Source organism: Gluconobacter oxydans DSM 3504, from assembly GCF_000583855.1.
In the GTDB taxonomy this organism is placed as follows: Bacteria; Pseudomonadota; Alphaproteobacteria; order Acetobacterales; family Acetobacteraceae; genus Gluconobacter; species Gluconobacter oxydans.
The window spans coordinates 1,347,512-1,371,500 of record NZ_CP004373.1 but is presented as its reverse complement, the minus strand read 5'-3'; the positions used below and the strand labels follow the sequence as shown (position 1 = coordinate 1,371,500).

The 23,989-nt window shown below is 60.5% G+C and carries 20 protein-coding genes and 1 tRNA gene; 12 read left to right on the top strand and 9 right to left on the bottom strand.

What is annotated here, in order from left to right:
- The first annotated feature begins 70 nt into the window (after positions 1 to 70).
- Positions 71 to 868 carry a CPBP family intramembrane glutamic endopeptidase gene (locus GLS_RS13500; protein ID WP_226986654.1) on the top strand — a complete coding sequence of 266 codons (798 nt, stop codon included), beginning with the start codon at positions 71 to 73 and terminating at the stop codon, positions 866 to 868.
- Here the strand turns inward: GLS_RS13500 and pth are convergent.
- A complete protein-coding gene (gene pth / locus GLS_RS06140) occupies positions 837 to 1,406 on the bottom strand; it encodes an aminoacyl-tRNA hydrolase (protein ID WP_011252701.1) in 570 nt (189 codons plus the stop codon). The two genes, GLS_RS13500 and pth, sit on opposite strands and share 32 nt — an antisense overlap.
- Before the next feature lie 3 nt (positions 1,407 to 1,409).
- The gene (locus GLS_RS06135) at positions 1,410 to 2,069 is read right to left on the bottom strand and encodes a 50S ribosomal protein L25/general stress protein Ctc (RefSeq protein WP_041111579.1); all 660 of its coding nucleotides are present in this window, start codon (positions 2,067 to 2,069) and stop codon (positions 1,410 to 1,412) included.
- Between the two features lie 185 nt (positions 2,070 to 2,254).
- Here GLS_RS06135 and GLS_RS06130 point away from each other — a divergent pair, with 185 nt between their 5' ends.
- Positions 2,255 to 3,586, top strand: coding sequence for an MFS transporter (locus GLS_RS06130; protein WP_041111578.1), 1,332 nt, complete (start codon positions 2,255 to 2,257; stop codon positions 3,584 to 3,586).
- Between the two features lie 18 nt (positions 3,587 to 3,604).
- Here the strand turns inward: GLS_RS06130 and GLS_RS06125 are convergent, their stop codons facing one another.
- On the bottom strand, positions 3,605 to 4,480 hold the full coding sequence (locus tag GLS_RS06125; RefSeq protein ID WP_011252698.1) for an SDR family oxidoreductase: 876 nt from the start codon (positions 4,478 to 4,480) through the stop codon (positions 3,605 to 3,607).
- Positions 4,481 to 4,693: 213 nt separating this feature from the next.
- Here GLS_RS06125 and GLS_RS06120 point away from each other — a divergent pair, with 213 nt between their 5' ends.
- Both GLS_RS06120 and GLS_RS06115 read left to right on the top strand, forming a co-directional pair.
- A complete protein-coding gene (locus GLS_RS06120; protein WP_041111577.1) occupies positions 4,694 to 6,799 on the top strand; it encodes a catalase in 2,106 nt (701 codons plus the stop codon).
- A 131-nt stretch (positions 6,800 to 6,930) separates the two neighbouring features.
- The gene (locus GLS_RS06115; protein ID WP_041111576.1) at positions 6,931 to 8,094 is read left to right on the top strand and encodes an acyltransferase family protein; all 1,164 of its coding nucleotides are present in this window, start codon (positions 6,931 to 6,933) and stop codon (positions 8,092 to 8,094) included.
- On the opposite strand, the gene pgeF is transcribed toward GLS_RS06115, so the two are convergent.
- Genes pgeF through rfaD form a run of 3 tightly spaced genes read right to left on the bottom strand, consistent with a single transcriptional unit; the run spans position 8,064 to position 10,637 of the window.
- Positions 8,064 to 8,831, bottom strand: a complete 768-nt coding sequence (gene pgeF, locus GLS_RS06110; protein WP_041111575.1) for a peptidoglycan editing factor PgeF — start codon at positions 8,829 to 8,831, stop codon at positions 8,064 to 8,066. The genes GLS_RS06115 and pgeF overlap by 31 nt on opposite strands.
- Positions 8,824 to 9,645: a prolipoprotein diacylglyceryl transferase gene (gene lgt, locus GLS_RS06105; protein ID WP_011252694.1), complete on the bottom strand. Its 822-nt coding sequence runs from the start codon at positions 9,643 to 9,645 to the stop codon at positions 8,824 to 8,826. Before lgt ends, pgeF begins: the two co-directional genes overlap by 8 nt.
- 11 nt (positions 9,646 to 9,656) lie before the next feature.
- Entirely contained in the window at positions 9,657 to 10,637 is a 981-nt protein-coding gene (gene rfaD, locus GLS_RS06100) for an ADP-glyceromanno-heptose 6-epimerase (protein WP_041111574.1), read from the bottom strand.
- A gap of 81 nt (positions 10,638 to 10,718) precedes the next feature.
- Here rfaD and GLS_RS06095 point away from each other — a divergent pair, with 81 nt between their 5' ends.
- The 6 genes from GLS_RS06095 to GLS_RS12960 all read left to right on the top strand — a co-directional run bounded on the left by GLS_RS06095 (position 10,719) and on the right by GLS_RS12960 (position 15,024).
- A complete protein-coding gene (locus tag GLS_RS06095) occupies positions 10,719 to 11,009 on the top strand; it encodes an accessory factor UbiK family protein (protein ID WP_011252692.1) in 291 nt (96 codons plus the stop codon).
- A 178-nt stretch (positions 11,010 to 11,187) separates the two neighbouring features.
- On the top strand, positions 11,188 to 11,694 hold the full coding sequence (locus GLS_RS06090) for a type III secretion system chaperone family protein (protein WP_011252691.1): 507 nt from the start codon (positions 11,188 to 11,190) through the stop codon (positions 11,692 to 11,694).
- 2 nt (positions 11,695 to 11,696) lie between these two features.
- Entirely contained in the window at positions 11,697 to 12,518 is an 822-nt protein-coding gene (proC, locus tag GLS_RS06085) for a pyrroline-5-carboxylate reductase (protein ID WP_024717177.1), read from the top strand.
- A gap of 81 nt (positions 12,519 to 12,599) precedes the next feature.
- The gene (locus GLS_RS06080) at positions 12,600 to 13,289 is read left to right on the top strand and encodes a TetR family transcriptional regulator (protein ID WP_041111573.1); all 690 of its coding nucleotides are present in this window, start codon (positions 12,600 to 12,602) and stop codon (positions 13,287 to 13,289) included.
- 71 nt (positions 13,290 to 13,360) lie between these two features.
- Positions 13,361 to 13,435: transfer RNA gene (locus GLS_RS06075), tRNA-Gln, on the top strand.
- Positions 13,436 to 13,572: 137 nt separating this feature from the next.
- The gene (locus GLS_RS12960; protein ID WP_148295896.1) at positions 13,573 to 15,024 is read left to right on the top strand and encodes a glycosyltransferase family 2 protein; all 1,452 of its coding nucleotides are present in this window, start codon (positions 13,573 to 13,575) and stop codon (positions 15,022 to 15,024) included.
- 77 nt (positions 15,025 to 15,101) lie between these two features.
- Here the strand turns inward: GLS_RS12960 and GLS_RS06065 are convergent, their stop codons facing one another.
- A complete protein-coding gene (locus GLS_RS06065) occupies positions 15,102 to 15,371 on the bottom strand; it encodes an HU family DNA-binding protein (protein WP_011252687.1) in 270 nt (89 codons plus the stop codon).
- A gap of 179 nt (positions 15,372 to 15,550) precedes the next feature.
- Between GLS_RS06065 and GLS_RS06060 the strand changes: the two genes are divergently transcribed.
- On the top strand, positions 15,551 to 16,441 hold the full coding sequence (locus GLS_RS06060) for a rhamnan synthesis F family protein (RefSeq protein WP_041111572.1): 891 nt from the start codon (positions 15,551 to 15,553) through the stop codon (positions 16,439 to 16,441).
- On the opposite strand, the gene GLS_RS06055 is transcribed toward GLS_RS06060, so the two are convergent.
- Both GLS_RS06055 and GLS_RS06050 read right to left on the bottom strand, forming a co-directional pair.
- Positions 16,416 to 19,121, bottom strand: a complete 2,706-nt coding sequence (locus GLS_RS06055) for a glycosyltransferase (RefSeq protein WP_041111571.1) — start codon at positions 19,119 to 19,121, stop codon at positions 16,416 to 16,418. The two genes, GLS_RS06060 and GLS_RS06055, sit on opposite strands and share 26 nt — an antisense overlap.
- A gap of 114 nt (positions 19,122 to 19,235) precedes the next feature.
- Positions 19,236 to 20,615, bottom strand: coding sequence for a beta strand repeat-containing protein (locus GLS_RS06050; RefSeq protein WP_041111570.1), 1,380 nt, complete (start codon positions 20,613 to 20,615; stop codon positions 19,236 to 19,238).
- A 510-nt stretch (positions 20,616 to 21,125) separates the two neighbouring features.
- On the opposite strand from GLS_RS06050, the gene GLS_RS06045 reads away from it, so the two are divergent.
- The gene (locus GLS_RS06045; RefSeq protein ID WP_226986653.1) at positions 21,126 to 23,921 is read left to right on the top strand and encodes a glycosyltransferase; all 2,796 of its coding nucleotides are present in this window, start codon (positions 21,126 to 21,128) and stop codon (positions 23,919 to 23,921) included.
- The last annotated feature ends 68 nt before the right edge of the window (positions 23,922 to 23,989 follow it).

The following is a 23,989-nucleotide window of genomic DNA, read 5'->3' as shown; positions in this document are numbered from 1 at the left end:
CTGCACGCTATTGACTTTCCAATGTGGAAAATGATGATCTGACTTTCCATTATGGAAAGACAACAAGATCATGACAATCCTGCACGGCACTCCGAGGTCCGGAATTCTGGCCATCCTCTGGCTCACGGCCCTGCTGGGCGCCTGCATCCATCACAGCTACGCAGGAACACGGGACTGGCAGCACTTCCGGACGGCCAATCGGACCGGTGAACGGCGTCGCCTTTATCTGAAATGGCTCATCCAGAGCATCCTGCTCTTCGATCTGGGCGGGGTCATCACCCTCTGGCTTCTGCCCCGGCCTCTGGGCTGGACCAGCCTGACGCAACTGCGCCTGTCGCATCCCACTCCAACTGCCAGCACGGCACCGCCTGAAACGTCGCCGGCCTTTTTCATCGGATTTGGCTGCGGAATTCTGATCCTCGCAGGAGTCTTCCTCCTGCTCCGAAAGCTCAAACGGCCCTTACCCCTCAAACCTTTAGGCGACTTTGCGGCCATGATCCCCCGGACATGGCCCGAAGCCGGACTGGCGTTTCTGCTGTGCCTGAATGCCGGTCTGGGCGAGGAACTGTTCTTCCGGCTGGCTCTTCCCCTGCTCGCAGGCCAGCTCACCGGAAGTCTGATTGCCGGAGCCGTGCTCTCAACACTGCTGTTCGGGGGGATGCACTGGTATCAAGGGCTCAAGGGCGTTCTGGCCACGACAGCTCTCGGCCTGATCTTCATGATCCGTGCCCTCAACGGAACACCGCTGATCTGGCTGATAGGATTTCACGCCCTGATGGATGTCGTCGCCCTGTTCATCCGCCCCGCCCTGAGCGGCCATTTCAGCCGTAGTACCGTCAGGCCGCCAGCAGCGCGACCTTCGTCATGAAGGCTTCGTGTTCCTTCTTCGCCAGAAGGGGCGCCGCATCGGCGATGGCCTCAAGCCAGCGCTCCAACTCCGGCTCTTCCGCCTTGGCGAAATTGCCCAGAACATGCCCGGTCACACGGTCTTTGTGTCCCGGATGACCGATCCCCATCCGCACACGCCAGTAATCCGGCCCCGGCAGACATTTATCCATGGAGCGCAGACCATTATGCCCGGCGGCACCACCGCCACGCTTGATGCGCAGCTTGCCGAAGGCGAGATCGAGTTCGTCGTGGAATACGGTGATATCGTCCTGCGCAATCTTGAAGAACTGCGCGGCCTGCTGAACGCTGTCGCCTGACCGGTTCATATACGTCATCGGCTTGAGGAGCAGGATCTTCTGCCCCCCGATGACGCCTTCGGAGGTCTCCCCCCGGAAACGCTTGCGCCACGGTGAGAAACCGTGGCGCCTGGCGATCTCGTCGACCGCCATGAAGCCGATATTGTGTCGATGACGGCTCATCCCCGGCTCGGGGTTGCCGAGACCGGTCCAGAGCCTCATCGGTTACTTCTTCTTTGCGCCGGGCTTTGCAGCAGCGGCTTCGGCTTCAGCAGCAGCCTTGGCAGCAGCTTCGGCTTCCATTTCGGCATCGATCGTCGGTGCAGCGATGGAGGCGATGACCATGTCAGCAGCCTGGCCGCTTCCCAGAACAACGCCTTCGGTGCCCTTGAGGTCCGTCCAGCGCACGTTGTCGTGGATGTCCAGACCGCTCAGCTCGGCCGTGAAGTGCTCCGGAATGTTGGCCGGATCAGCCTGCACGTCCACATAGTGACGGACGACGTTCAGAACGCCACCGCGCTTGATGCCCGGGGACTTCTCTTCGCCAACGAAAGCGATGGAGACTTCAACGTGCACCTTGGTGCCGGCAGCAACGCGCTGGAAGTCAACATGGATCGGGGCATCGGTGACCGGGTGCAGCTGCACGTCACGGATCAGGGCAGCAACCGGCTCTGCGCCTTCGGCAGCCAGGTTGTACACGCGGGAGGACCAGCCACCGCGATGCAGTTCCTTCATGATCACGCGCGGATCAAGTGCGATGATGGAGGGTTCCTGCTTGCCACCGTAGATCACGGCCGGCACCAGGCCCTCACGTCTCGTTGCGCGCGCTGCCCCCTTACCAGCCTTCGCACGCGTCGAGACAGCAAGTGTCGTCAAATTAGCCACTGTTACGCTCCTGCGTATTGAATTTCACTCAACACAGACCTCCAGGGGTGCCTGTGCGAGGCGCGGAGTAGCGGAAAACCGCCACCGGCACAACCATTTTCGGACTCCGCCCCTCTGGACCAGCCCGTCTGCAGGCCGCTACGCTTGCGTTTCATTTCCACAGTTTCCGGCAGATCCCCCACCCGATGAGCATCGCCGCCCGCATCGAACGCCTGCCCTTTACCCGCTTTCACTGGAAACTCCTGTTCCTCGGCGGCCTCGGCTACACATTCGACGGCCTCGATTCCGCAATCGTGGCCTTCGCGCTCCCGATGCTGAAAAGCCAGTGGCATCTGAGCGGCCCGGAACTCGGCCTGCTCGGCAGCGCCACCTATCTCGGCTACGGGCTCGGGGCCCTGCTCTCCGGCTGGTGGGGAGACCGCTCCGGCCGCCGCCGCGTCATGATGAGCGCCCTGGCCATTTACGCCATCGGCTCCCTGCTCTCGGCGGGATCATCCTCGTTTACGGGTTTTTTCCTGTGCCGCCTCCTCTCCGGAATCGGCGCTGGTGCGGAAGCCACCATCATCGCACCCTATCTCAGCGAATTCGTGGCCGCCCGCTATCGCGGCGCATTCACGGCTGCCCTCACGGGATTCTATTCCTTCGGCTATGTCACCGCCGCCATCATGGGGTTCATGCTCGTGCCCGCCATGGCGGATGGCTGGCGCTGGGCCCTGGCGCTCACGGGCTTTCCGGTCCTGATGCTTCTGTGGTGGCGCCGCGCCCTGCCCGAATCCCCCCGCTGGCTCGACGAACGCGGCCAGACCGCCGAAGCCTGCCGCATCGTCGGCGACATCGAGGAAAGCGCGGGCCTTGCCGTCGGCCTCACCACCACGACCGACCGTGGCGCCCCGAGCATCCGTCCGGTCCGGGATCTCTTCGCCCCCAACCTGCGCCGCTCCACGTTCATGAGCTGGGCTATGTGGCTGGCCATCACCTTCAGCTTCTACGCGTTCTTCACCTGGATCCCGACCCTGATGATCGAGCGTGGCATGACCGTCACCCGCAGCTTCGGCTACGCCATCTCGATCTATTTCGCCCAGCTTCCCGGCTATGCCTCCGCCGCCTTCCTCACCGATCGTCTGGGACGGCGCGGAACGGTGGCGCTCTTCATGGTTGCCGGAGCCATCAGCGCCATCGGCATGGCGACAAGCCAGACACCGACCGAAGTTCTGATCTTCGGCATCCTGCTGTCCTTCTTCATGAACGGCACCTTCGGCGGCATTTACGCCTACACACCCGAGCTCTTTCCGACGTCCCTGCGCGCCCGGGGCATGGGTCTCGCCTCTGCCATCGCGCGCCTGGGCGCCATCGCATCACCCGTCCTGATCGGCTGGCTCTACCCGCTTGCGGGCTTTCCCGGCGTTTTCGGCCTCACGACCCTGATCCTGCTGTCAGGCGCCACCGTCACGCTCGTCTTCGGCCCCAGAACGGAAAAACGCCCGCTCGATGACGAGCAGGCGTTTGCACGGTCCTGAACCCTCAGGCGCAAGCCTTCAGATCATCGGCACCCCACCATTGACCGCCAGCAGCGCGCCCGTGGTGTAGCTGTTCAGCGGATCGGCAAAATAGACATAGGCCCCCGCCAGCTCGGCCGGCTGTCCCGGACGGCCCAGCGGCACATCCGAACCCAGATGTTCCTGCTCTTCCTCGGGCATGCCAGTGGCGATGAACGGCGTCCAGATCGGCCCCGGCATCACGGCATTGACCCGGATTCCCCGCCCGGCGAGCTGCTGCGCCATGCTGGACGTGAAATTCGCAATCGCCGCCTTCGTCATGGAATACGGCACCAGCAGTTCCGGCGCCGTCTTCAGATTGACCGAAGACGTGTTGATAATGGACGCCCCGGCCTGAAGATGCGGCAGAGCCGCCTTCGTCAGATGGAACAGCGCATCCGTATTCGTGGAGAAATGGCGCTTCCATTCCTCATCGGAAATCTCTTCCAGCTTGGCCCGCGCCTTCTGGAAGGCGGCATTGTTCACCAGAATATCAAGCCGCCCGAATGTCTCGACGGTCCTACTGATCATCTCACGACAATGCGCGCCATCACGAATGTCTCCGGGCAGGAGCAGACAGTTCCGCCCCTCGGCCTTGATCTGTTCCCCGATATCGCGCGCATCATCCGCCTCCGTTTCCAGATACGAAATCGCGACATCGGCGCCTTCACGCGCAAATGCCAGCGCGACAGCCCGCCCGATCCCCGAATCACCCCCCGTGATGAGGGCCGCAAGCCCCGCGAGCTTTCCGGAACCCTTATAGGTTTCTTCGCCGTAATCGGGTCGGGGAATCATCTTTTCTGAAAGACCCGGAAATTTCTGCGTCTGGCCCCGGAACGGCGGACGCGGATAGCGGGTGCGAGGATCAGCAGGCATGGAAACACTCCTGTGTCGTCATGGACAGAGTTCCTGCGCTTAACGGCCCGTCTTCCGGACAGGTTCAGAAAATTTCCCGGATTTATTTCAGGAACACTTGCCCCTGGCAGCGCCTTCTAAGGGGCACGGCCTTTCCGATGGGAAGGGCAGCTTCCTCATCCAGACTTCCCGAAGTCCCGTATTTTGCCGGGCCTACAGGCAGAGGCGCATTTCATGAGCACGGACAAACGCAAAACCGTCACCGTTGGCGACCAGACCTTCGAACGCGGCCCGCAGGGCGCCACCCATCAGGTGGCGTCAGGCGAGACCCCGACCCTCACGACCCAGCAGGGCGTCCCCGTCTCCGACGATCAGAACACCGAGAAAGCCGGTACCCGCGGGCCTGCCCTTCTGGAAGACTTCCATTTCCGCGAGAAGATCTTCCACTTCGATCACGAGCGCATCCCCGAACGCGTCGTCCACGCCCGCGGCTACGGTGCGCATGGCTTTTTCGAACTGACAGATTCCCTGGCCGATTACACGACGGCCAGTGTGCTGGGCAAAATCGGCAAGCGCGTTCCCGCCTTCGTCCGTTTCTCGACCGTCGCCGGTGGCCGCGGCTCCTTCGACGTGGCCCGCGACGTGCGCGGCTTCGCCGTGAAGCTCTATACCGAAGAAGGCAACTGGGACCTTGTTGGCAACAACATGCCCGTCTTCTTCATCCAGGACGCCATCAAGTTCCCGGACATGGTCCATGCTGTAAAGGAAGAGCCCGACAGCGGCTTCCCGCAGGCCCAGTCCGCCCATGACAATTTCTGGGACTTCGCATCGCTCTCCCCCGAGACCGTCCACATGCTCATGTGGATCATGTCCGACCGCGCCATTCCGCGCTCCTTCCGCTTCATGGAAGGCTTCGGCGTTCACACGTTCCGCCTCGTCAACGCCGAGGGGAAATCCACCTATGTGAAGTTCCACTGGAAGCCGAAACAGGGCCTGCAATCCGTCGTGTGGAACGAAGCCGTCAAGATCAACGGTGCCGATCCGGACTTCCATCGTCGCGACCTGTGGGAATCCATCAATTCCGGCGACTTCCCGGAATGGGAACTCGGCGTACAGCTCTTCGATGACGACTTTGCCGACAAGTTCGACTTCGACATTCTGGACGCCACCAAGCTGATCCCCGAAGAACTCATCCCGGTCCGTCGCATCGGCCGTCTGGTGCTGAACCGCACGGTGGACAACTTCTTCGCCGAAACCGAGCAGGTCGCCTTCTGCACCCAGAACGTCGTGCCGGGCATCGCCTTCACCAACGATCCGCTCCTGCAGGGCCGGAACTTCTCGTATCTGGACACCCAGACGAAGCGCCTCGGCGGCCCGAACTTCACGCATATCCCCATAAACGCGCCGAAATGCCCGTTTCACAACTTCCAGCAGGACGGCCACATGGCCATGCACAACCCGAAAGGGCGTGCAAACTATGAGCCTAATTCCTGGGGTATGGGACCGCGTGAAAACCCGCAGACCGGCTACAAGCCCTACGCCGAGGAAGTGAACGGCCGAAAGACCCGTGAACGCGGCGAACTGTTCGCCGATCACTACAGTCAGGCACGCCAGTTCTACACGAGCCAGACCCCGACCGAGCAGACGCATATCAAGAATGCCTTCGTCTTCGAGCTCAGCAAGTGCCTCACCCCGGCCATCCGTGCCCGCGTCGTCGCCCATCTGCTGAACGTCGATGAAAAGCTCGCCAAGGGCGTGGCTGAAGGTCTGCGTCTGGAAAAGATGCCCGCTCCTGCCCCGGCTGCCCGCACGCCGCTGACGGATCTGCCAGCTTCGGACCCGCTCAGCATCCTCAAAAACGGTCCCAAGACGTTCAAAGGACGCAAGCTGGGTGTGCTTGTTACCGATGGCACGGATGCGGACCTGCTCGCAGCCCTGATGAAAGCCGCGGAAGCCGAAGGCACGATCGTCGAACTGGTCGCCCCGGCGGTTGGTGGCGTAAAAACGACAGACGGCAAGCTCGTCCCGGCTGGCCAGAAGATCGTCGGTGCCCCCTCGGTCCTGTATGATGCGGTCGTCCTGCTCCCATCCGCAGCAGGAGCAAAACTCCTGACCGGCGAAGCCACCGCACGGGACTTCGTGGCTGATGCTTTCGCCCATGCGAAGTTCATCGGCTACGGCCCGGACGCCAAGCCCCTTCTCGCCAAGGGTGGCATCACGCCCGAAGACATGGATGACGGCATCATCCCGCTTGAGGCCCCCAGCGACCTCAAGACCTTCATCACCCTGTGCCGCAAACTGCGCTTCTGGGACCGGGAAGCCAGAACCCACGCTGTCTGAGACAAAACAGGGGCCGGAGACATTCTCCGGCCCTTTTTTATATCTGCCCCCTATCCACGCCATATTCCGAATGGAATCATGCCTGACTTCCATTACAGAAGCGTTCCGCTTTTGCAGGATGGGATTTCAGGGTGCAGACAACGACAGGCGCACAGCGCAATCCGGGGATCGACCTGCTCAGAGGATTATCCATTATCCTCGTCGTCATCCATCACCTCGCCCTGCGCATCCCCCTGATGCACACCGGCCTTTCCGCCGTTTTGCCCGCCATGCTGCTGAAAGCCCTGAACTGGGATGGCGGCAAAGGTGTGAAGATCTTCTTCGTCATTTCAGGCTTCCTGATCACCGACCACACGATACGACGATGGGGTAGTCTGGGCGGCATCAACGCCATCGCCTTCTCAATGCGCCGGGCCTGCCGCATCCTGCCATGCCTGCTGATCCTGCTCGGGATTTTGGCCACTCTCAACCTTGCAGGCGTGTCCGATTTCCTTTTCCATCACGACAGCCAGACCCTGCCCGGCGCCATTTTCGCAGCGCTGTTCATGCACCTGAACCTCTACGAAGCCCGGACGAACTATCTTCCTCCCAACTGGGATGTGCTGTGGTCCCTCTCGGTCGAGGAACTGTTCTATGCAGCCTTCCCCATCCTCTGCCTGCTGGGCGGACGCATTCCCAAACTGCCCGGTCTCGTTTTCGCGCTGCTTGCCCTGTCCAGCCCTTTCGCGGAATGGCAGATCCGGAACGCATCGGACATCTGGCAGGATGAAGCCTACGGACCAGGCATTTCCGCCATCGCCATGGGCGTCTGCGCAGCCCTTCTGGCGCACCGGATATCCCCGTCCCTTTTTGCAAAACTCACGCCCTGGCTCGGCTGGGCCGGAAGTTTCGGCGTCGGTCTCTATCTGATCGACGGCCATGTCGTATGGCTGACCCTCGGCTATGCAACACCGCTGTTTTTCACAGCCTCATGCGCTGCCCTGCTTCTCGCTTTCTACAACGGATGGGGCAAGGCCGCCGGAAACCGGTTTCTGGCATGGCCCCGCCAGTGGGGCCGGCTGAGCTATGAAATCTATCTCAGCCACATGTTCGTCGTCATGCCGATGGTCCATCTGTTCAGAGCCACCGGAGAAAACTGGATGCTCGGCTGGGTCTGGTTCATCCCAACCCTCGGCCTGTCCTTCTGCCTCGGAGCCCTCGTGGACCGCTTTCTCTCAAGCCCCGCCGATCGCTGGCTGCTCGAAAAATCCGGCCTGCGCCGCCCTCAGCCCAGCGGACGGATCGCCGAGATCTGATGCCCGATATGCCCACCACCCGCGAGCGTCCGCCGCCGGTGACTGAAAAACCGCGGATCCGTCAGCGTATCCACACCAAGGATTTGCACGGTCCGGACCCCAGCCTGTTCCAGCCGAAAGCCGCAATAGCCCGGCAGATCGAACAGGAAATGCCCCTCACGCGGCGCTGAACGGAAGAAAGTCTCACCCGCTGCGCCCTTGGCCAGAACAGCATCCCGCATATCCGGACCGACTTCATAGCTCTCCGGCGCAATGCACGGCCCGACAACGGCACTGATCCCCGTAGCCCCCAGCGCCACCATCTGCGCGACTACGGATTCCAGAATCCCACCCACAGCCCCGCGCCAGCCCGCATGAGCTGCACCGACGATTCGACCGTCATCAGACGACAGCAGAACAGGTCCGCAATCCGCCGTAATGACCCCCACACCGATCTCCGGCCGGTCCGTTACCAGCGCATCACCTGCCTGCCCGCTCCCGGCCACCCAGAGCGGCGTTTCAGCCGTCACAGGCACGGTAATGTCACTATGCGTCTGCTTCAGACCCAGCAGATGATCCGGCGCCACCTCGATCGCCCGCGCCACCCGCGCCCGGTTCTCCGCCACATTCCCCGGATCGTCCTGCGAGGACAGCGAACAGTTCAGGCTGTCATAAGGTGCCGGCGAAACGCCCCCGAGCCGCGTGAAAAACCCGTGCGGAACCTTGAGAACCGATCCCGTCAGCACAGCCTCAGACATGCGCCGATACCTGCGCCGGACGACGCATCGCGTAAACCATGAGTCCCATCCCCGCGAGCGCCATCGGAATGCACAGCAGCTGCCCCATCGTCGTCCCCCCCGACAGGAACCCGATATTCGCATCCGGCTGACGGAAGAACTCGCAGAAACTCCGCGCACAGGCATAACCGAACAGGAACAGCCCCGACAGGAACCCGAACCGCTCACGAACCTGCGGACGGCTGGCCGCAAACAGCATCACACACAGAAGCAGGACACCCTCGGTCAGGGCCTCGTAAAGCTCGGACGGATGCCGCGGAATCGGCCCACCCGTCGGGAAGATCATCGCCCAGGGCAGATCCGGAGACGCCGGACGCCCCCAAAGCTCCCCGTTCACGAAATTCGCACAGCGGCCCAGGCCAAGCCCGATCGGCACAACCGGCACGATCCGGTCCGCGAACGCCAGAAAGCTGAGCCGGGTCTTCCAGCTGAAATAGGCCAGCGCCAGAATGACGCCCAGCGCACCGCCGTGGAACGACATCCCGCCATCCCAGGTCTTGAAGATCTCCAGCGGGTGCGACAGGTAATCCATTGGCCGGTAGAACAGCACATAGCCCAGCCGTCCCCCCAGCAGCACGCCGAGAATGGCGTAGAACAGGAAATCATCCACCTGCTCGTTCGTCGCCACTTCCGGTGCCAGACGGTTCAGCCGCCGCGCAATCGGCAGCGCGATGATGAACGACACCATATAGGCGAGCGCATACCAGCGCACCGCCAGCGGACCGATATGGAAGGCAACCGGATCGAAATCCGGAAAGATCAGGGGATGGCTCAAGGAATCGGTTCTCAGAGATTGGGGTGAGGCTGGGAGAGATACTCGCGCACATACTGCCCGATACCGTCTTCAAGAGACGTAAACGGCGCATCATATCCCGCAGCGCGAAGGCGGCTCATATCCGCACAGGTAAAGGACTGGTACTGCCCGCGCAGCTTCTCAGGCATGTCCACGAACTCCACATCCCGCGCCCGCTTTGCCGCATCGCAGACCGCATGCGCGAGATCGAGATAGCTCCGCGCCACGCCGGTTCCGCAGTTGAACAGTCCACTGACGCCCGGATGATCGAACAGCCACAGCATGACGTTCACCACATCCCCGACCCAGATGAAGTCCCGCTTCTGCTGCCCGTCGGCCAGACCAGGCACATCCGAGCGGAACAGCTTTGCCGCATGGCCCTGCACGACCTCGTCATACTTGACCTTCACCACGGAGATCATCGATCCCTTGTGGTATTCGTTTGGCCCGTAGACGTTGAAGAACTTGAGGCCGGCCCATTGCGGCGGCACCGGCGCACCAGCTTCGATTTCCCGCTTCACCCACAGATCGAACGCCTGCTTGGACCAGCCATAAAGGTTCAGCGGCCGCAGCCCGTCGATATTCTCCAGCCCATCACGGAACATCTCCGGCTGGTCCGCAGCGCCATAGGTCGCGGCCGAGGAGGCGTAAATCATCCGCACACCCCGTGCCGCACACCAGCGCCATAGTGTCTGCGACAGGTCCACGTTGCTCGACCAGACCAGATCGCCATCCCGCGCCGTGGTAGCGCTGATCGCCCCCACGTGGAACACAGCTTCGACATCCGGCTCTGATGCGAGGAAACCCTCAAGCGCGTCAGGCGTGATGATGCGATCCGGCGCATGGGACGCCAGATTCCGCCACTTCACCCCGTCCCTGAGCCGGTCAACCACAACCGTCCGCAAGCCCCGGCGACGCAGGGCTGCATGAAGGCACGAACCAATGAATCCGGCCCCGCCGGTGACGATAATCATCCTTCCTGTATAGTCTGTCCCCGATAACGATCCAAGCGACGCGCCCGACATGACACGCCGCAGAACAGCAGGAACTTCATCATGGCTGACAGACCCCGCTTTTTCGACGACCTCGCAGGCCTTGCCGGCAACGCCTTTTCCGCCGTGACCGGCGCCCGCGAAGAGCTTCACGCCATCGTCCGCACCCGCGTGGACGAAATCCTCAACAGCCTCGACCTCGTCCGCCGCGACGAATTCGACGCCGTACAGGAAATGGCCACCCGCGCCCGCATGGCACAGGACGCCACCGAGCAGCGTCTGGCCGAAATCGAATCGCGTCTCTCCGCTGTCGAGGAACTCGCAACCGAAGAGAAGGGCGGTCCGCAGGGCTGATCTGCAACAGTCATCAGGGCCGGTGTGACTTTTGCAACGCGTAATGCTTGCACACCGCGCAAAGGGTCCATAACGTGATTGATGTCGGGAGGGGATTTTCCTCTTCCGGCCGCAGACATCTGGAGCGCCGCACCGGCGCCAGGCCGGTGCCAGGCTCCACGGCCTTGGGAGACCCGCCATGCCTGCCCTGAGCACCTCACTCACCACGGAAACAGAATCCCATCCGCTCGACCTGATGGAACAGGTCATGGGCCTCTATGAATGGGAGTTCGAACGCCTCGGCCCGTCCGAAATGGCCGCCCAGGCCCCCGGACAGTGGTGCGACTATTCGCTGTATTTCACATGGTCCGACGAACTCTCGGCCCTGCATCTCAACTGCATCCTGGACCTGCGCTCGCCCGCCAAGCGCCGTCCGGCCGTCCATGAACTCGTTTCCCTGGCCAATAACCGCCTCTGGATCGGCCATTTCGCCGTCGATCCCGATACCGGAACCCCCTCTTACCGACATACGCTGCTGCTGCGTGGCGTGCAGACCCTTCCCGGTGAAAGCATGGAAGACCTGGTGGACATCGCCATGTCCGAATGCGAGCGGTTCTACCCCGCCTTCCAGTTCGCACTCTGGGGCGGAAAATCACCGCAGGACGCCATAGACGCCGCAATGCTCGACTGCGCAGGAGACGCCTGACCGTGCCATCCGTCCCTTCGGTTCTTCTCGCAGGGTGCGGAAAGATGGGAGGCGCGCTGCTCGACGGCTGGCTCGCCTCCCCCACACCGCCCCGGCTCGTCATTCTTGACCGACACCGAACCGGCTCGGACGACGCCATCACCGTCGTCCGTACCGCCGCCGAAATCCCCGCCGGTTTCAAGCCCGACATCATCGTTCTTGCCGTCAAGCCAGCCGCTGCCGAAATCATGATCGACGCGATCGGCAAGGCGCTTGGCCCCCGCATGAGCAACGCCGCCATTCTCTCCGTCATGGCCGGCCGCACCTGCGCCGCCCTTTCGGACGCGGCCCGGCTGGCTGGCGCGGACATTCCCGTCCTGCGCGCCATGCCCAATACGCCTTCCGCCGTGGGCGCCGGAATCAGTGGCCTCTACGCTGCCCCCTCCGCCACGCCGGAGCAGAAATCCATCTGTCACGATCTGCTGTTTGCCGTCGGAGACGTCGTTCCGGTGGAGAAGGAAGCCGATCTGTCCGTCGTCACCGCCATCTCCGGCTCCGGCCCCGCCTATGTTTTCCTGCTGGCGGAGCTTCTGGAAAAAGCGGGCCAGCAGCACGGTCTGTCCCCGACCATCGCCCGCCGTCTGGCGCGTGGAACGATCTACGGCGCCGGGCGCATGCTCGATGATCTGCCCGACAGCGCCGAAGACCTGCGCAAGGCCGTCACCAGCCCCAATGGCACCACAGCAGCAGCCCTGGCCGTCCTCATGAAATCCGACGCCTGGCCAGAGACTGTTCCAAAAGCTATTGACGCTGCTACAAAACGGGCCGACGAACTCGCAGGCTGACGGTTTCTTTATGGGAGAGAGCTTGTCGGCAGACCGCAATGCTCCCACCATGAAACCAGAAGCTTTCGACAGGAGACCCGTATGGACGGACGGCAGGACCCCTTTGAATCCGACGACATGGCGCTGAGCGGTCCGCCAGACATGGCGCAGGAAGCCTTCGACGCCGCCCTTCTCCAGTCCGCCCTGTCGCTCGCCGGAAACGAGGGATGGCACCGCTTTTCCCTCGTGGACGCAGCCCGCGAAGCCGGTCTTCCCGTCGAAACCGTCCGCAGGCGCTATCCGGTCAAGGCGCTGCTGCTGCTCCAGCTCGGACGCCTTGCCGATGCCAGCGCCCTGCGTGACGACGGTGACGGCGGCACGCTGCGCGAATACCTCTTCGACCTGATCATGCGCCGCTTCGATATCTTCCAGGAATATCGTGAAGGCGTGCGCGCCGTCCTGCAGGCCGTGCCCTACGACCCGGCTCTGGCGGCTTTTCTGGCCGGCACCACCCTTGATTCCATGAAATGGCTGGCGGAAGCCGCCGGGATCGACTGCACGGGCTTTGGCGGCGTGATGCGCATCAATGCCCTGGCCGCAGTCTGGGCCCATGCCATGCGGGCCTGGGAAAAGGACGAAAGTCCTGACCTCGCAGCCACCATGGCGGCCCTCGATACCGCCCTGGACCGCGCCGAGCGCTACGGAATTCTCAAGCCGTCCGCCCGACGCAAAATGGACGAGGCCCTGAACAATACCGGCCTGCCCGATCACGATCTTGAACTGGAATCCTGACTTCGCACTTTACGAAGGCAGCCGGTTCAGATTAGAAGGCCGGAAGCATGCGCTCTGAAGGGCGCATCATTTGGGGTGTAGCCAAGCGGTAAGGCAGCGGATTTTGATTCCGCCATGCGGAGGTTCGAATCCTCCCACCCCAGCCAGCCTCCAAAAACCGGAAAATGCTTTCCCCAACGGGTATGCCGCGTTTCAGGACAATGCCCGTCAACTGATTTGGCTAATCTCGATCAAGGATGTAATCTGGAAGGACATACTTCCGACATCAATCAGGGTCTTCGTCGTGAAAAAAGAAAAATCTGCAATAGTGCTTTTCGTTAAAGACGAAGCCCATGACATCATGGCATGGCTATCATGGCATATTTCCCTCGGGTTCGATAAAATATTTGTATATGACGACCACTCGACCGACGGGACCTATGAAATAGCCAAATCCTGTGAAGGCATTTACAACGTGGAGGTTTGCAGGACTTCCATGCTTGAAGGCAATTTTTACTACAGACAACGCGACAGCTATTTTGATGCCATCAAGAAGTCCATCGATCACTATGAGTGGATCGCCATGCTGGATGGTGACGAATATGTCAGCATCGACGGCACCCAGGACATAAACGGATTTCTGGACAAGTTCAGTAAAGACGACACGGGGATTGCCCTAAGCTGGTGCATATACGGAAGTTCCAGCAGGGTCCTGAAAGACAAGGTCCCGACCTATCAGGTCTTCAACCACAGATCGACGCCCGAGCTTAATGACAATACGCTCGTAAAAAGCTTCGTCAGACCGGAAGCTGTCAGCTTCGTGTATGAGAACCCCCACAAGTTCAACCTGTCCTACGGGAATTACGCGGACGCTGCCGGCCAGCCCGTAGAATGGCGTCCCGGGGCCACGAAAAACATCCTGTGGGAAGGCGCCAGAATCAATCATTATATCTGCCGCTCCATGGAGCATTTCATCGACCGCATCAAAAGACGTCTGGGATCCGATCTGTCGAACAGTACGGTCTACTGGTCTCATTTTGATCGTAATGATGTCTATGATCCCCAGGATCAGGCACGCATCAATGCGGCAAATACCGTTTACAACACTATCAAGAAATCAGTTTTCCAGTATTCGATGAAGAATTTCCTCGAGAAAGGAAACGCTCTGGAAAACACGGAAAACAGCCTGGCTCCCCACCGAAAAGTGGATGTCTTCCATCTCAAGAGCATTCATGGCGAACATCTTTCCCTGAACAACATTGATGGACATCTCTTTCAGGGAGAGGGATTTGAGCGCATTCTGGCGGCCATCCCCTACGACAGCAACAAAATCTGGCTTTTCCGGAATCCTGTTGCGTATTCTTCAAATGTTCGATTCCACATCACCCACTCAGCTCAAAGCAATTACTGCTATGAATTTGAATTCGATTCCAATGAATCGGATGGCTCCATCTTCATAAAATCTCCGAAAACCCAAAAATACCTGACCTGCATTCCCGCAAGTCATGGTGGAAGCGTGGAATTTTCACGGGAAGAGGCTTCAGACTGGGAAAAGTTTTACTTCGGAGAAAAGGTCTCTGAGCTGACATTCGTTGGAGACAATGAGGGACCGGCTTCGGACCTGATATATTACATGCTCAATTCTGCAGGATCTTTTCCGTATGAAGAATTCCTGCTGAAATCATCCACACTCGAAAGTAATGACAGGATGAATCTGAAATCGCTTCTCGGGCCTCAGATCATGTCCATTATCTGACAGCCCCTTTGAGAGCAGTCACAAACACGTTGCACCGAGCGCTCCGACAGTTCCCCTGTCGGAGCGCTCACGATCCTTCAGACGAGCTGCTTCAGTCCCGGACTGGCCTTGAACCTGACGGTCCGCCCCGCTGAAACCTCGACAGGCTCGCCGGTCCGCGGATTGACGGCCTGCCTTGCCTTGGTTTCACAGACCGTGAACGTCCCGAAAGATGGCAGCGTAAAGCCACCTTCTTCGCGCAGCTCCTCAATAATGGCGTCAATCATGTCATTGACCGCCCGCTGGGCAACAACCCCTGTGCAGTTCATGGAATCCTGCAGAACTGCGGCAAGAAAAGCTTTGCTCATGAATAAAACTCCGGATTTACTCAGTGCAGATCGCATCTTGCCGGTACAGAAATGCCGCTAATGCGAACTGAAGGGCGGATTGTCTATCGCCTCAGAATGCCATAGTGTTTCCTATAGAACCGCCCTAGAAACAACCATATATCATGAATTTAACGTTTCTTTCTTCAACAGGACGGTCCGTGTCAGCCCCTGTCTGCCTGTTCGCATATTACAGTACAGAAGCGGGGCTCCCCCCTCACACACGCCATCTGCTCTGCCAGATCGCGTCCTGCGGCTTCACGATCCACATCGCCGCCTCCGGCCTGTCGGAAACACAAGCCCAATCGCTGCACGATGACCTCGCCAGCGGCACACCTCCGGTTTCGGCAACCGTCCACGCCCGCCCCAATACCGGGCTGGACTTCGGAGCCTGGCAATTCCTGCTCTCCCGTGGCTGCGACAAGGACGCAGACGAAATCCTGTTCGCCAATGACAGCGTCTTCGGCCCGCTCCTCCCGCTCACTCCCATCGTGGAGCGCATGCGGGCTCAGAACCTGCAGATCTGGGGCATGGTCCGCTCGGAAGCCGTAGTACCCCATCTGCAATCCTGGTTCCTGTGCATGACCCGCGAAGTCCTGGATCATCCCGCAATCCAGCGGATCTTCAACCAACCCTTCAGCGACATGAGCAAGGACGAGATCGTCCTGCACGGAGAGCTTGGCCTCGGCCTCGCCATCAAGGCGGCCGGACTGTCTTGCGGAGCTGCCTGGAGCAATCCCCGAGGTCTCGCCCGTCTTCTGGCACTCAACCCCATGCACACGGACTGGCGCGCCGTCCTGCGATCAGGCCACGCCCCCTTCATCAAGACCGAACTCCTGCGCGACAACCCGAGCGGAATCGCGTCCACCCATCTGTGGCGGCAGGAAATCCCCGATCCCGCCTTCTTCAGCCCCGACTGGATCGCCCGTTATCTTGCGGCAACACCGCCCCGCAACCGTTCCAAACGCGCAGGCTTCCGGGCCAGACTGATCCAGGCCCTGGCCAGCGAAGACCGGCGACACGCCCTTATAGCCCTGCTCCTCGGCCACTAGACTGCCCTGCGGCCTGCTTCAGGAAGCCGTAAAGTTCTTCCGCCTGCATGTCGTATGTCGCAAGCCGTTCCTTGCACGGGTTGACGTGCCCCTCAAAGCGTTCCGGCGCATCCAGAAGCGCGGAGACAGCCTGGACAAGTGTCTGTGGTTTACCGTCCAGCGGCAGCCACGTCCCGTTTACCCCGTCCACAACGTCTTCTGATTGCCCCCCCGGAGACGTCGTGACGACCCAGACATCCCGCGCCAGCGCTTCACGCACCGTCAGACCGTAACTTTCCTTCCATTGCGACGGAAACAGCAGAACATCGATCTGGTCATAGAAGTCATCGAGCCCGGCCTGTGTATAGGCCGGCACAACCCGGAGCTTCCCACGAACGGTCCAGTCTTCCGGAAATATCGACTGAAATCCGAGGTTGAGCTTGTTATCGACAACGACAAGCTCCCAGTCACTTCGAGCCAGGGACTGCATGGCCTCTTTCAGCAGGCCATATCCCTTGACGGCTTCCGTCCCGCCAACAAATCCAAATCGCAGCGGTGCCCCGGGGGGCCGCGGCTTGCGCGCACGCTTGGGCCAACAGAAACCGTTGCGATTGACCACGATCCGTTCAGGTGCAATCCCGTTCGCAAGATAGAGTTCGCGATGCGCCTGCGACGGACTGATCAGAAGGGCCGCACCCGCCAGCGCCTGCCGCATCACGACAGCCCGATCCGCAAGATGCCGCACACCGGGTACACAGGCCTGACAGACCGCAGGATTAATGGTCGTCTGGAAACAGTACCGTCCGTCCCCCTTGACCATGAACTGCCGCTCGCAAAGCCACCAGGCATCGTGCAGCGTGAGAACGTAAGGAATTCTCCTCTCCTGACAGATCCGCAGGAGCCCCGTTCCCAATCCCTGCGCGGCATGAACATGCACGACATCCGGCTGACAGGCTTCAAGCACCTCCGCAAACCGGGAAGCCATTGCCGGATTATCCAGATGCCCCACCCCGTCCAGACCGTCAGGCAACACGGAGGCAAAGACCATCATGCCGTCCACGTCATAACGAACGTCCCCATCAGGGATATTCACGTCAGGCGGTCTGGACGTCATGACGCTGACCTCAGCCCCTTGCCGGACCAGGCGACGCCCCATCTCTTCGGCCACAATCGTAGCACCGCCAAAAGAGCGTGGCGCGAAATAGACATTCGCCATCAGGACCCTGAGGCCTTCGGCTTCGCGACGGAGCGGAAGACCAAACAACGCCCGGGCCTGTGTCTGCGCCATCGCCTCAGGGGCATACCGCGCCATCACGTCCTCATAAGCCGCTTCCGCCAGACGTTTCCGGTAATCCCCATCCCGCGCCAGGGCTAGGAACCCGTTTCGCCACGCTGCGGTATCTGCGGCAAGGAGGCCGTTCTTACCGTCGCGCATAACTGTCAGGAACGCGGCACAGGGAGAACAGATGGCCGCGACCCGGACAATCGCCGCCTCAAGAAACTTGATGTTGCTTTTACAGTCGTTGAACAGCGTCTTTTCCAGCGGAGCGATCGCGATATCCGTCTGGGACAGGGCCTTCAGATATTCCGGATAGGTCAGTTCCGTCAGACGCTCGACCCGGTCCCCGAACCGGCTGAACGCCGAAGACAGCTGCAACTGCCCGATAACCCTCAGGCAAAGCCGCGGCTCCTCATCCATCGCTGCCAGCAGCCCTGCCTCGGCCTGCCTGAAATCGGCATCATGAGTATTGGTGCCTGACCCATACGAAACCCAGATCCGGTCTGAGGACACAGGAGCAGGAAGAGCTTCTGCAATTCCAAGCGTCTGTGCGTCCAGGGCATTTTCCAGAACAGCGACATCCGTCAGCCCCGCCTCTCGCATGGCGCCCGCAAGAGCTGCCGTTGAGGCAATGCCCCGACCACAGGCCAACATACACCGGCGGAACAACGCCACCCCGGAGAGCAGAAGGTCACGTTCAACCGCAGGAAGCGTGTTGATATTCCCGTTCTGCCGGTACTCCCCTTCATCAAAGATGAGATCATCCACTTCCCAGCGCGGAGCCAGTCCCAGCCGATGCGCTTCCTCCACCAGCTTCATGACATCGTCGAAGCCCGGAACCCGATAGAAAATGACATACGTGCAAAGCTGAAGGGCAGACTGGGCTTCGGCAAGATCCCGCCAGTCCACGACCTGAACTGACCAGCCCAGCATCTTCAGGAAATCCCGCTTCTGCCAGACACGATACTTGGCACACTGCCTCAGGCTGAGTTCCGCAATGATGAGAACCTGAGGCTTCAGTCTCGCGGTTCCACACTCGGGCGTGGCTTTGTAAGGATGAAGCTCCCCGGTATCAGCGGTGGATAGCGTCGAAACCTTCTGCCGGTCACCATGCATCCGCTTCAGGCGGCGGATACGGTGGATAATGGTTTTCCTGATCCCCGACAGCCCTTCCCGTCCCCAGAGACGCAGAAACCGCTCCGGAAGTTCGCTCACGGGGCGGCCGGAAAGCAGCCTGCCAAACGTCAGAGCCCGCACAGCACGCAGGGGAAGCGTCACACGCCAGGACAGGGACGTCTGAATCAGGAACAGCTGCCGCCGAAGCTTCTGATTTTCCTTCTGCAGCTGTTCGGCTCTCAAGCCATTCAGGCGGGCCGCACTGCGATAGCTTTCAGTCAGGGTTTCACGCGGGTCGTCCCGCATTCTGTCAGGCTTTCACAAAAGGAGATAAAAAGACTTCAGAAACACGAAAGGCCGGACCCTTCCGGATCCGGCCTTCCTGAACAATGCCAGTCTGTCAGAAGACAGATGCCGTCATTAGCTCAGGGTGAAGTTAGACGCGTTCAGGTCGGTGATACCAACGAACGTGATCTTGGAGTTGTCGGACAGTTCGATCGTGGTGTTACCACCAGCAACCGTAGCGTTCGATAGAACACTTGCCAGACCGTCGTTGTTCTGAAGGCCGTACTGGTACAGAGCCATCAGGTTACCGGCTGCGCTGCCGAAGTCGGTGATCGTGTAGTCACCGCCAGCAGAACCCTTGTTCAGAGCGAACAGGTTTGCCGCGCCCGAACCACCCGTAAGGGTAGCCGCGCCCGAACCGCCAACCAGCGTATCAGCAGCGGAACCACCGATGATGGTCTCGTCGCCCGTGCCTGCGAAAGCATGCAGCGTGCCGTTGGAAGAAGCAGCCGAAACGGTCTCGCTGCCATCGCCACCAACGAACAGGTTGGCGGAGCTTGCAGAGCCACCGACCAGCATCAGGTCAAGACCCGAAGCACCGAACAGCGTGGACGTACCGGCGGAAACGGTCGTTGCACCCGTACCGTTCAGGAACGTCAGGGCTCCCGAAGCAGTGATCGAGTTGGCCGTACCACGGATCTGCCAGATATCGGCGGAAGCCGAGATCGTGTCGTTCAGACCACCCGAGACCGTGCTGAGGTTGCCGGTCGAGAAGTAGGTGCTGGAGCTGCCGCCCGTGATGAAGCTGTTGTTGCCACCCGAAACGGTGTTGTGCGACGTCGTGTCGTAAACCGTTGCGTTGGCACCCAGCGTGACCACGGAGCTGCCGCCGAGCAGCGTGACCGTATCGGTACCGGTCGTGCCGTCGATGGTGTCCTGACCTTCGGAACGGACAACATTCGTGCCGGTTCCCAGCTTGATGAGGTTGTTGCCTTCACCCGTGCTGATGGTGTCGTTACCATTGGTGCCCGTCACGGTGTCGTTGCCGTCACCCGTGGCGATGGTCCAGTTCCCGGTGGAATTGGCGCCATTGAACGTGTTGTTGCCAACGCCGCCAATGAACGTGCCATCCTGGTTACCGGCCGTCACGGACACACCGGCGAAGTCACCGGCAAGAACGCTGACGTTCTTGACCGTGCTGCCGGAGAGATCCAGGCTGACAGCAGAATTCAGGGAGTCTTCGCCGGTCGTGGAATAGCTGCCAACAGCAATATACTGCGTGGTACCGCCAGAAACGGTGTAATCACCACCCTGGCTGATCAGGCCCTGACCCGTCGTAGTACCCGTAGCGCCATTACTGCCCGGAACCAGATCGTAAGAATCAAGCCCACCACTCGCGTGGAGGGTGGAAACAGCAGTCTGATACTGCTGCGCCAGCAGCTGGGTCTGCCCACCACTGACCGTGACCGCAAAGGTCTGGCCGGAGGCGCCAACTACTGTAGTAATGTTAGCCATTACCATGCACTCCTAAAAAGGTTGCCTCGCACCGGCGGCCCTCGGACCACCCAAATGATCGAGCGACGAGTCTTGCATATATCAGAGCCAGATTATCAAAAGCAATCCACTTCGGACACGATACAAGGAATCAAGATCCATCATTTGGAGATTGGAACAGCCATGCCGACAAAGAATTTTCCGTTTTCATTATATGGAAACGGGAAAGAGCGGGGGATCCAGCTCTTCAGTCAAATCCTTTTATATCAAAAAAGTTCCGTCAATGTTAATTTCACAAGAAATAAATATTACCACTACTGCGTCAAGCCAGCCCCGACCCGCCTGCGCCTTTTCTGAAACAATCTATCCTTCACAGACACTTAGATCCCGACAGGCCCACTCGTGAATTTCTCCATCCCCCCTTCACTGCCCCTTCCGGGGGCGGACCATCACCTGGCATGTCTGGCACTCCTGCTGGCATCGGAAAGGTCAGAGGCCGATACTCCTCCCGATCTGCAGGATCACCTTTTCTTGACTGTCTGGCTGACAATGATCCTGACCGGGGAAAAAGGCCTTTCCTCTGCCCGGATTGAATGTTCACCCCGCGTCTATGCCCAGATTCGTCACGCTCTCCGTGCAATGCTGGAAACACACCTGCCGGACAGGGACATCCGGATCGTCTCCCAGACATCCCGGAACGATGGGACCGCTCTTCCCCTGCTGTGCCAGATTACGGAAGAGGCGCCCCAGAGCCCTTCTTCATTACCTGTTCTCCAGTTCGGGCCGGATCACCCCACAGGCTCCGTTACCCTGGCCCCGGAAAGCGCCCTGACGAATGCAGGCGATTCACCCTTTCTGCGTGTCCTGATGTCCGAAACCGCGGAAAGCCTCGGCCTCCGACGCAACATCCGACTGCTTCTAGATGACAGTCGGAAAACCCGTCTTCTGATATCCCAGACGCAGGCGATACAGCAGGCATCGCTTGAAAAAACGCAGACCATCCAGGAACTCCGGGTCTCTCTGCGGATGCTTTCCGCCAGAAATGCGCCATTGCCCCCCGAGCCCCCGCTGCCCGAACAGACAGAGCCACCCGCTCCGCCGACGGTCGTGTCTCTACCACCTGAAGACCCCGTTCCTGATCCGCTTCCGACACCTCCGCTCTGGTTCCGGGCGGCACGACGCCTCAAACGCATTCTCCGCCCCCATCCATCCCACTCCGTCCTCCCGGTTCAGGAAGAACCCGACACGGAGGAGAGCAGCCCCGAGGCCGCTCTGGTCCCGGCTCCCGAACCGGAGCCAGAACCGGCATCAAATCCCACGCCTTTCTCCGTACGCCGTGTGCTGTTCGTTGCGGGAGAGCCCGACACGCCTGGCGTTCTGTACCGCTGCTACCGCAATGCCGCGGCGGCCCGGGAGGCCGGCTTTGAAGCCAGGGTCCAGCCCTGCGCTGCGGTCGGGTATGACGATATCCACTGGGCGGATGTCATGGTGTTCTGGCGGGTCGAATACAGTGGCCATGTCAGTACAATCTTCGATCTGGCCGAAGCGGAAAACGTCATTACCGTCTTCGATGCGGACGATATTGTCTTCGTTCCCCATTATGCTCGCGTGGACATGATCGACGGCATCCGTTCGATTGGCGCCACGGAAGAGCGTATCGAGCGCTGCTTCTCGGAAATGCGCCGCACCTTCCTGCGCTGCGATCAGGGATCGACGACCACGGCCGAGCTGGTCTTTGCCATGCACAGCCTGCGCCCCGTCGTTCACCTGCTTCCGAACGTCTATGACATATCCACCCTAAAACGGGCGCGCATGGCACTTCGCATGCGTGGAGAGCCAGGCCGCGTCAGCGCCGGTGACGATCTGGTTCGCATCGGTTACGCCACAGGCTCCCGGACCCATCAGCGGGACTTCGCCCCCGTCTGCCCCACCATCGCGGAAGTCCTGCGCCAGCGTCCCGAAGCGCGCCTCGTCCTGTTCCGCGAACCCGTCACGCATCGCCCGGTCCTGCTGATGGAAGAATTTCCCAGCCTGATCCCCGTGCAGGACCAGATCGAGTGGCGGGACATGGTCCCCCTCGAGGAACTGCAGGACGAGTTCGCGCGGTTCGACATCTCCATCGCGCCGCTGGAGACAGGAAACGTCTTCTGTGAAGCCAAAAGCGAGATCAAGTTCTTCGAAGCTGCATTGTCGGGCGCGGTAACGATCGCTTCCCCTACCGGGCCGTTCCAGCGCGTTATCCGCCACGGCGAAACCGGTTTTCTGGCTGACAGCCCGACAGACTGGTACGACGCCCTGATCGAACTGATCGACAACCCGGAACGCCGCGTTCGCATGGCACGGGACGCCTATCATTCCGTCCTGTGGCCCTTCGGCCCGCAGGCGCAGGCCCGGCGCATGAAGCTCGTCCTGACGTCCATGTGCGGTGACGAAGCTGCAGCCCTTGCAGGGGAAACGCGCCTTGCCAGAGACCGTCTCACTCCACCTCCCGTGCCCGTCATCCCGCCCAGCCGTACCCTTTTCCATCACGACGCACTGGGCGAAGCTCCCGTCACTGTCGTTATCACGTCCTATAATTACGAAACACATCTTCTGGACGCACTGGAATCTGTTGCGGCGCAGACCCTTCCCGTCCTGGATCTGATCGTCGTTGATGACGGGTCATCGGATGGCTCGGTCGCTCTGGCCCGCACCTGGATGGAGCGGCACTGCGACCGCTTCAACCGCCTAATTCTGCGCCAGTCCATCGCCAATGCGGGTCTGGGAGGCGCGCGCAACATCGGAATGGACGCGGCCGAGACCGTGCATGTCATGCAACTGGATGCCGACAACATCCTGCGCCCCGAAGCCTGCGAAACGCTTCTGGGCTCCATGAGTGACGGCACAGCCTACGCCTATCCGCTCATCGCCTGCTTCAACGAGCACGGCCCTGTGCTGATGGATATGAGCGCAGACACCCATCACCAGCCAGGTACGCCAGAGCTTCTGGGAGACCTGCCGTTCAATCCGCTTTCCCTCGTCTCCGGCAACAGGATCGACGCCATGGCCATGGTCACCAAATGGGCCTGGGCTGCGGTGGGTGGCTATTATGTTTCACGTGAAGCAATGGGCTGGGAGGACTTCGATCTGTGGTGCTCACTGGCGGAACGCGGCCTTCCCGGCCACCACGTCCCGCAGATCCTGGCCGATTACCGCCAGCATGAGACATCCATGACGAACGCCTCGACCGAAAAGGAGGCCCACAAGGCCCGGGTCGTGGCGTTCGTTCAGGTCAGACACCCCTGGATCCGCCTTAGCGCCGAACGGGCCACCCCCCGGAAAAGCTGAGACCCTTTTCCCAGACCGCCCAAGAAAAAACCCGCTCTCGGACAGATCCGGAAGCGGGTTTTTCATGA

Excerpts from the sequence above, each read along its gene's own strand:
- GLS_RS06090 (WP_011252691.1), top strand. The coding sequence starts at position 11,188 with ATGCCTGCCCTGAGCACCTCACTCACCACGGAAACAGAATCCCATCCG.
- GLS_RS06120 (WP_041111577.1), top strand. The coding sequence starts at position 4,694 with ATGAGCACGGACAAACGCAAAACCGTCACCGTTGGCGACCAGACCTTC.
- GLS_RS06055 (WP_041111571.1), bottom strand. The coding sequence starts at position 19,121 with ATGCGGGACGACCCGCGTGAAACCCTGACTGAAAGCTATCGCAGTGCG.
- GLS_RS06080 (WP_041111573.1), top strand. The coding sequence starts at position 12,600 with ATGGACGGACGGCAGGACCCCTTTGAATCCGACGACATGGCGCTGAGC.
- rfaD (WP_041111574.1), bottom strand. The coding sequence starts at position 10,637 with ATGATTATCGTCACCGGCGGGGCCGGATTCATTGGTTCGTGCCTTCAT.
- GLS_RS06125 (WP_011252698.1), bottom strand. The coding sequence starts at position 4,480 with ATGCCTGCTGATCCTCGCACCCGCTATCCGCGTCCGCCGTTCCGGGGC.
- GLS_RS06065 (WP_011252687.1), bottom strand. The coding sequence starts at position 15,371 with ATGAGCAAAGCTTTTCTTGCCGCAGTTCTGCAGGATTCCATGAACTGC.
- pth (WP_011252701.1), bottom strand. The coding sequence starts at position 1,406 with ATGAGGCTCTGGACCGGTCTCGGCAACCCCGAGCCGGGGATGAGCCGT.
- GLS_RS06050 (WP_041111570.1), bottom strand. The coding sequence starts at position 20,615 with ATGGCTAACATTACTACAGTAGTTGGCGCCTCCGGCCAGACCTTTGCG.
- GLS_RS06130 (WP_041111578.1), top strand. The coding sequence starts at position 2,255 with ATGAGCATCGCCGCCCGCATCGAACGCCTGCCCTTTACCCGCTTTCAC.
- GLS_RS13500 (WP_226986654.1), top strand. The coding sequence starts at position 71 with ATGACAATCCTGCACGGCACTCCGAGGTCCGGAATTCTGGCCATCCTC.
- pgeF (WP_041111575.1), bottom strand. The coding sequence starts at position 8,831 with ATGTCTGAGGCTGTGCTGACGGGATCGGTTCTCAAGGTTCCGCACGGG.
- GLS_RS06095 (WP_011252692.1), top strand. The coding sequence starts at position 10,719 with ATGGCTGACAGACCCCGCTTTTTCGACGACCTCGCAGGCCTTGCCGGC.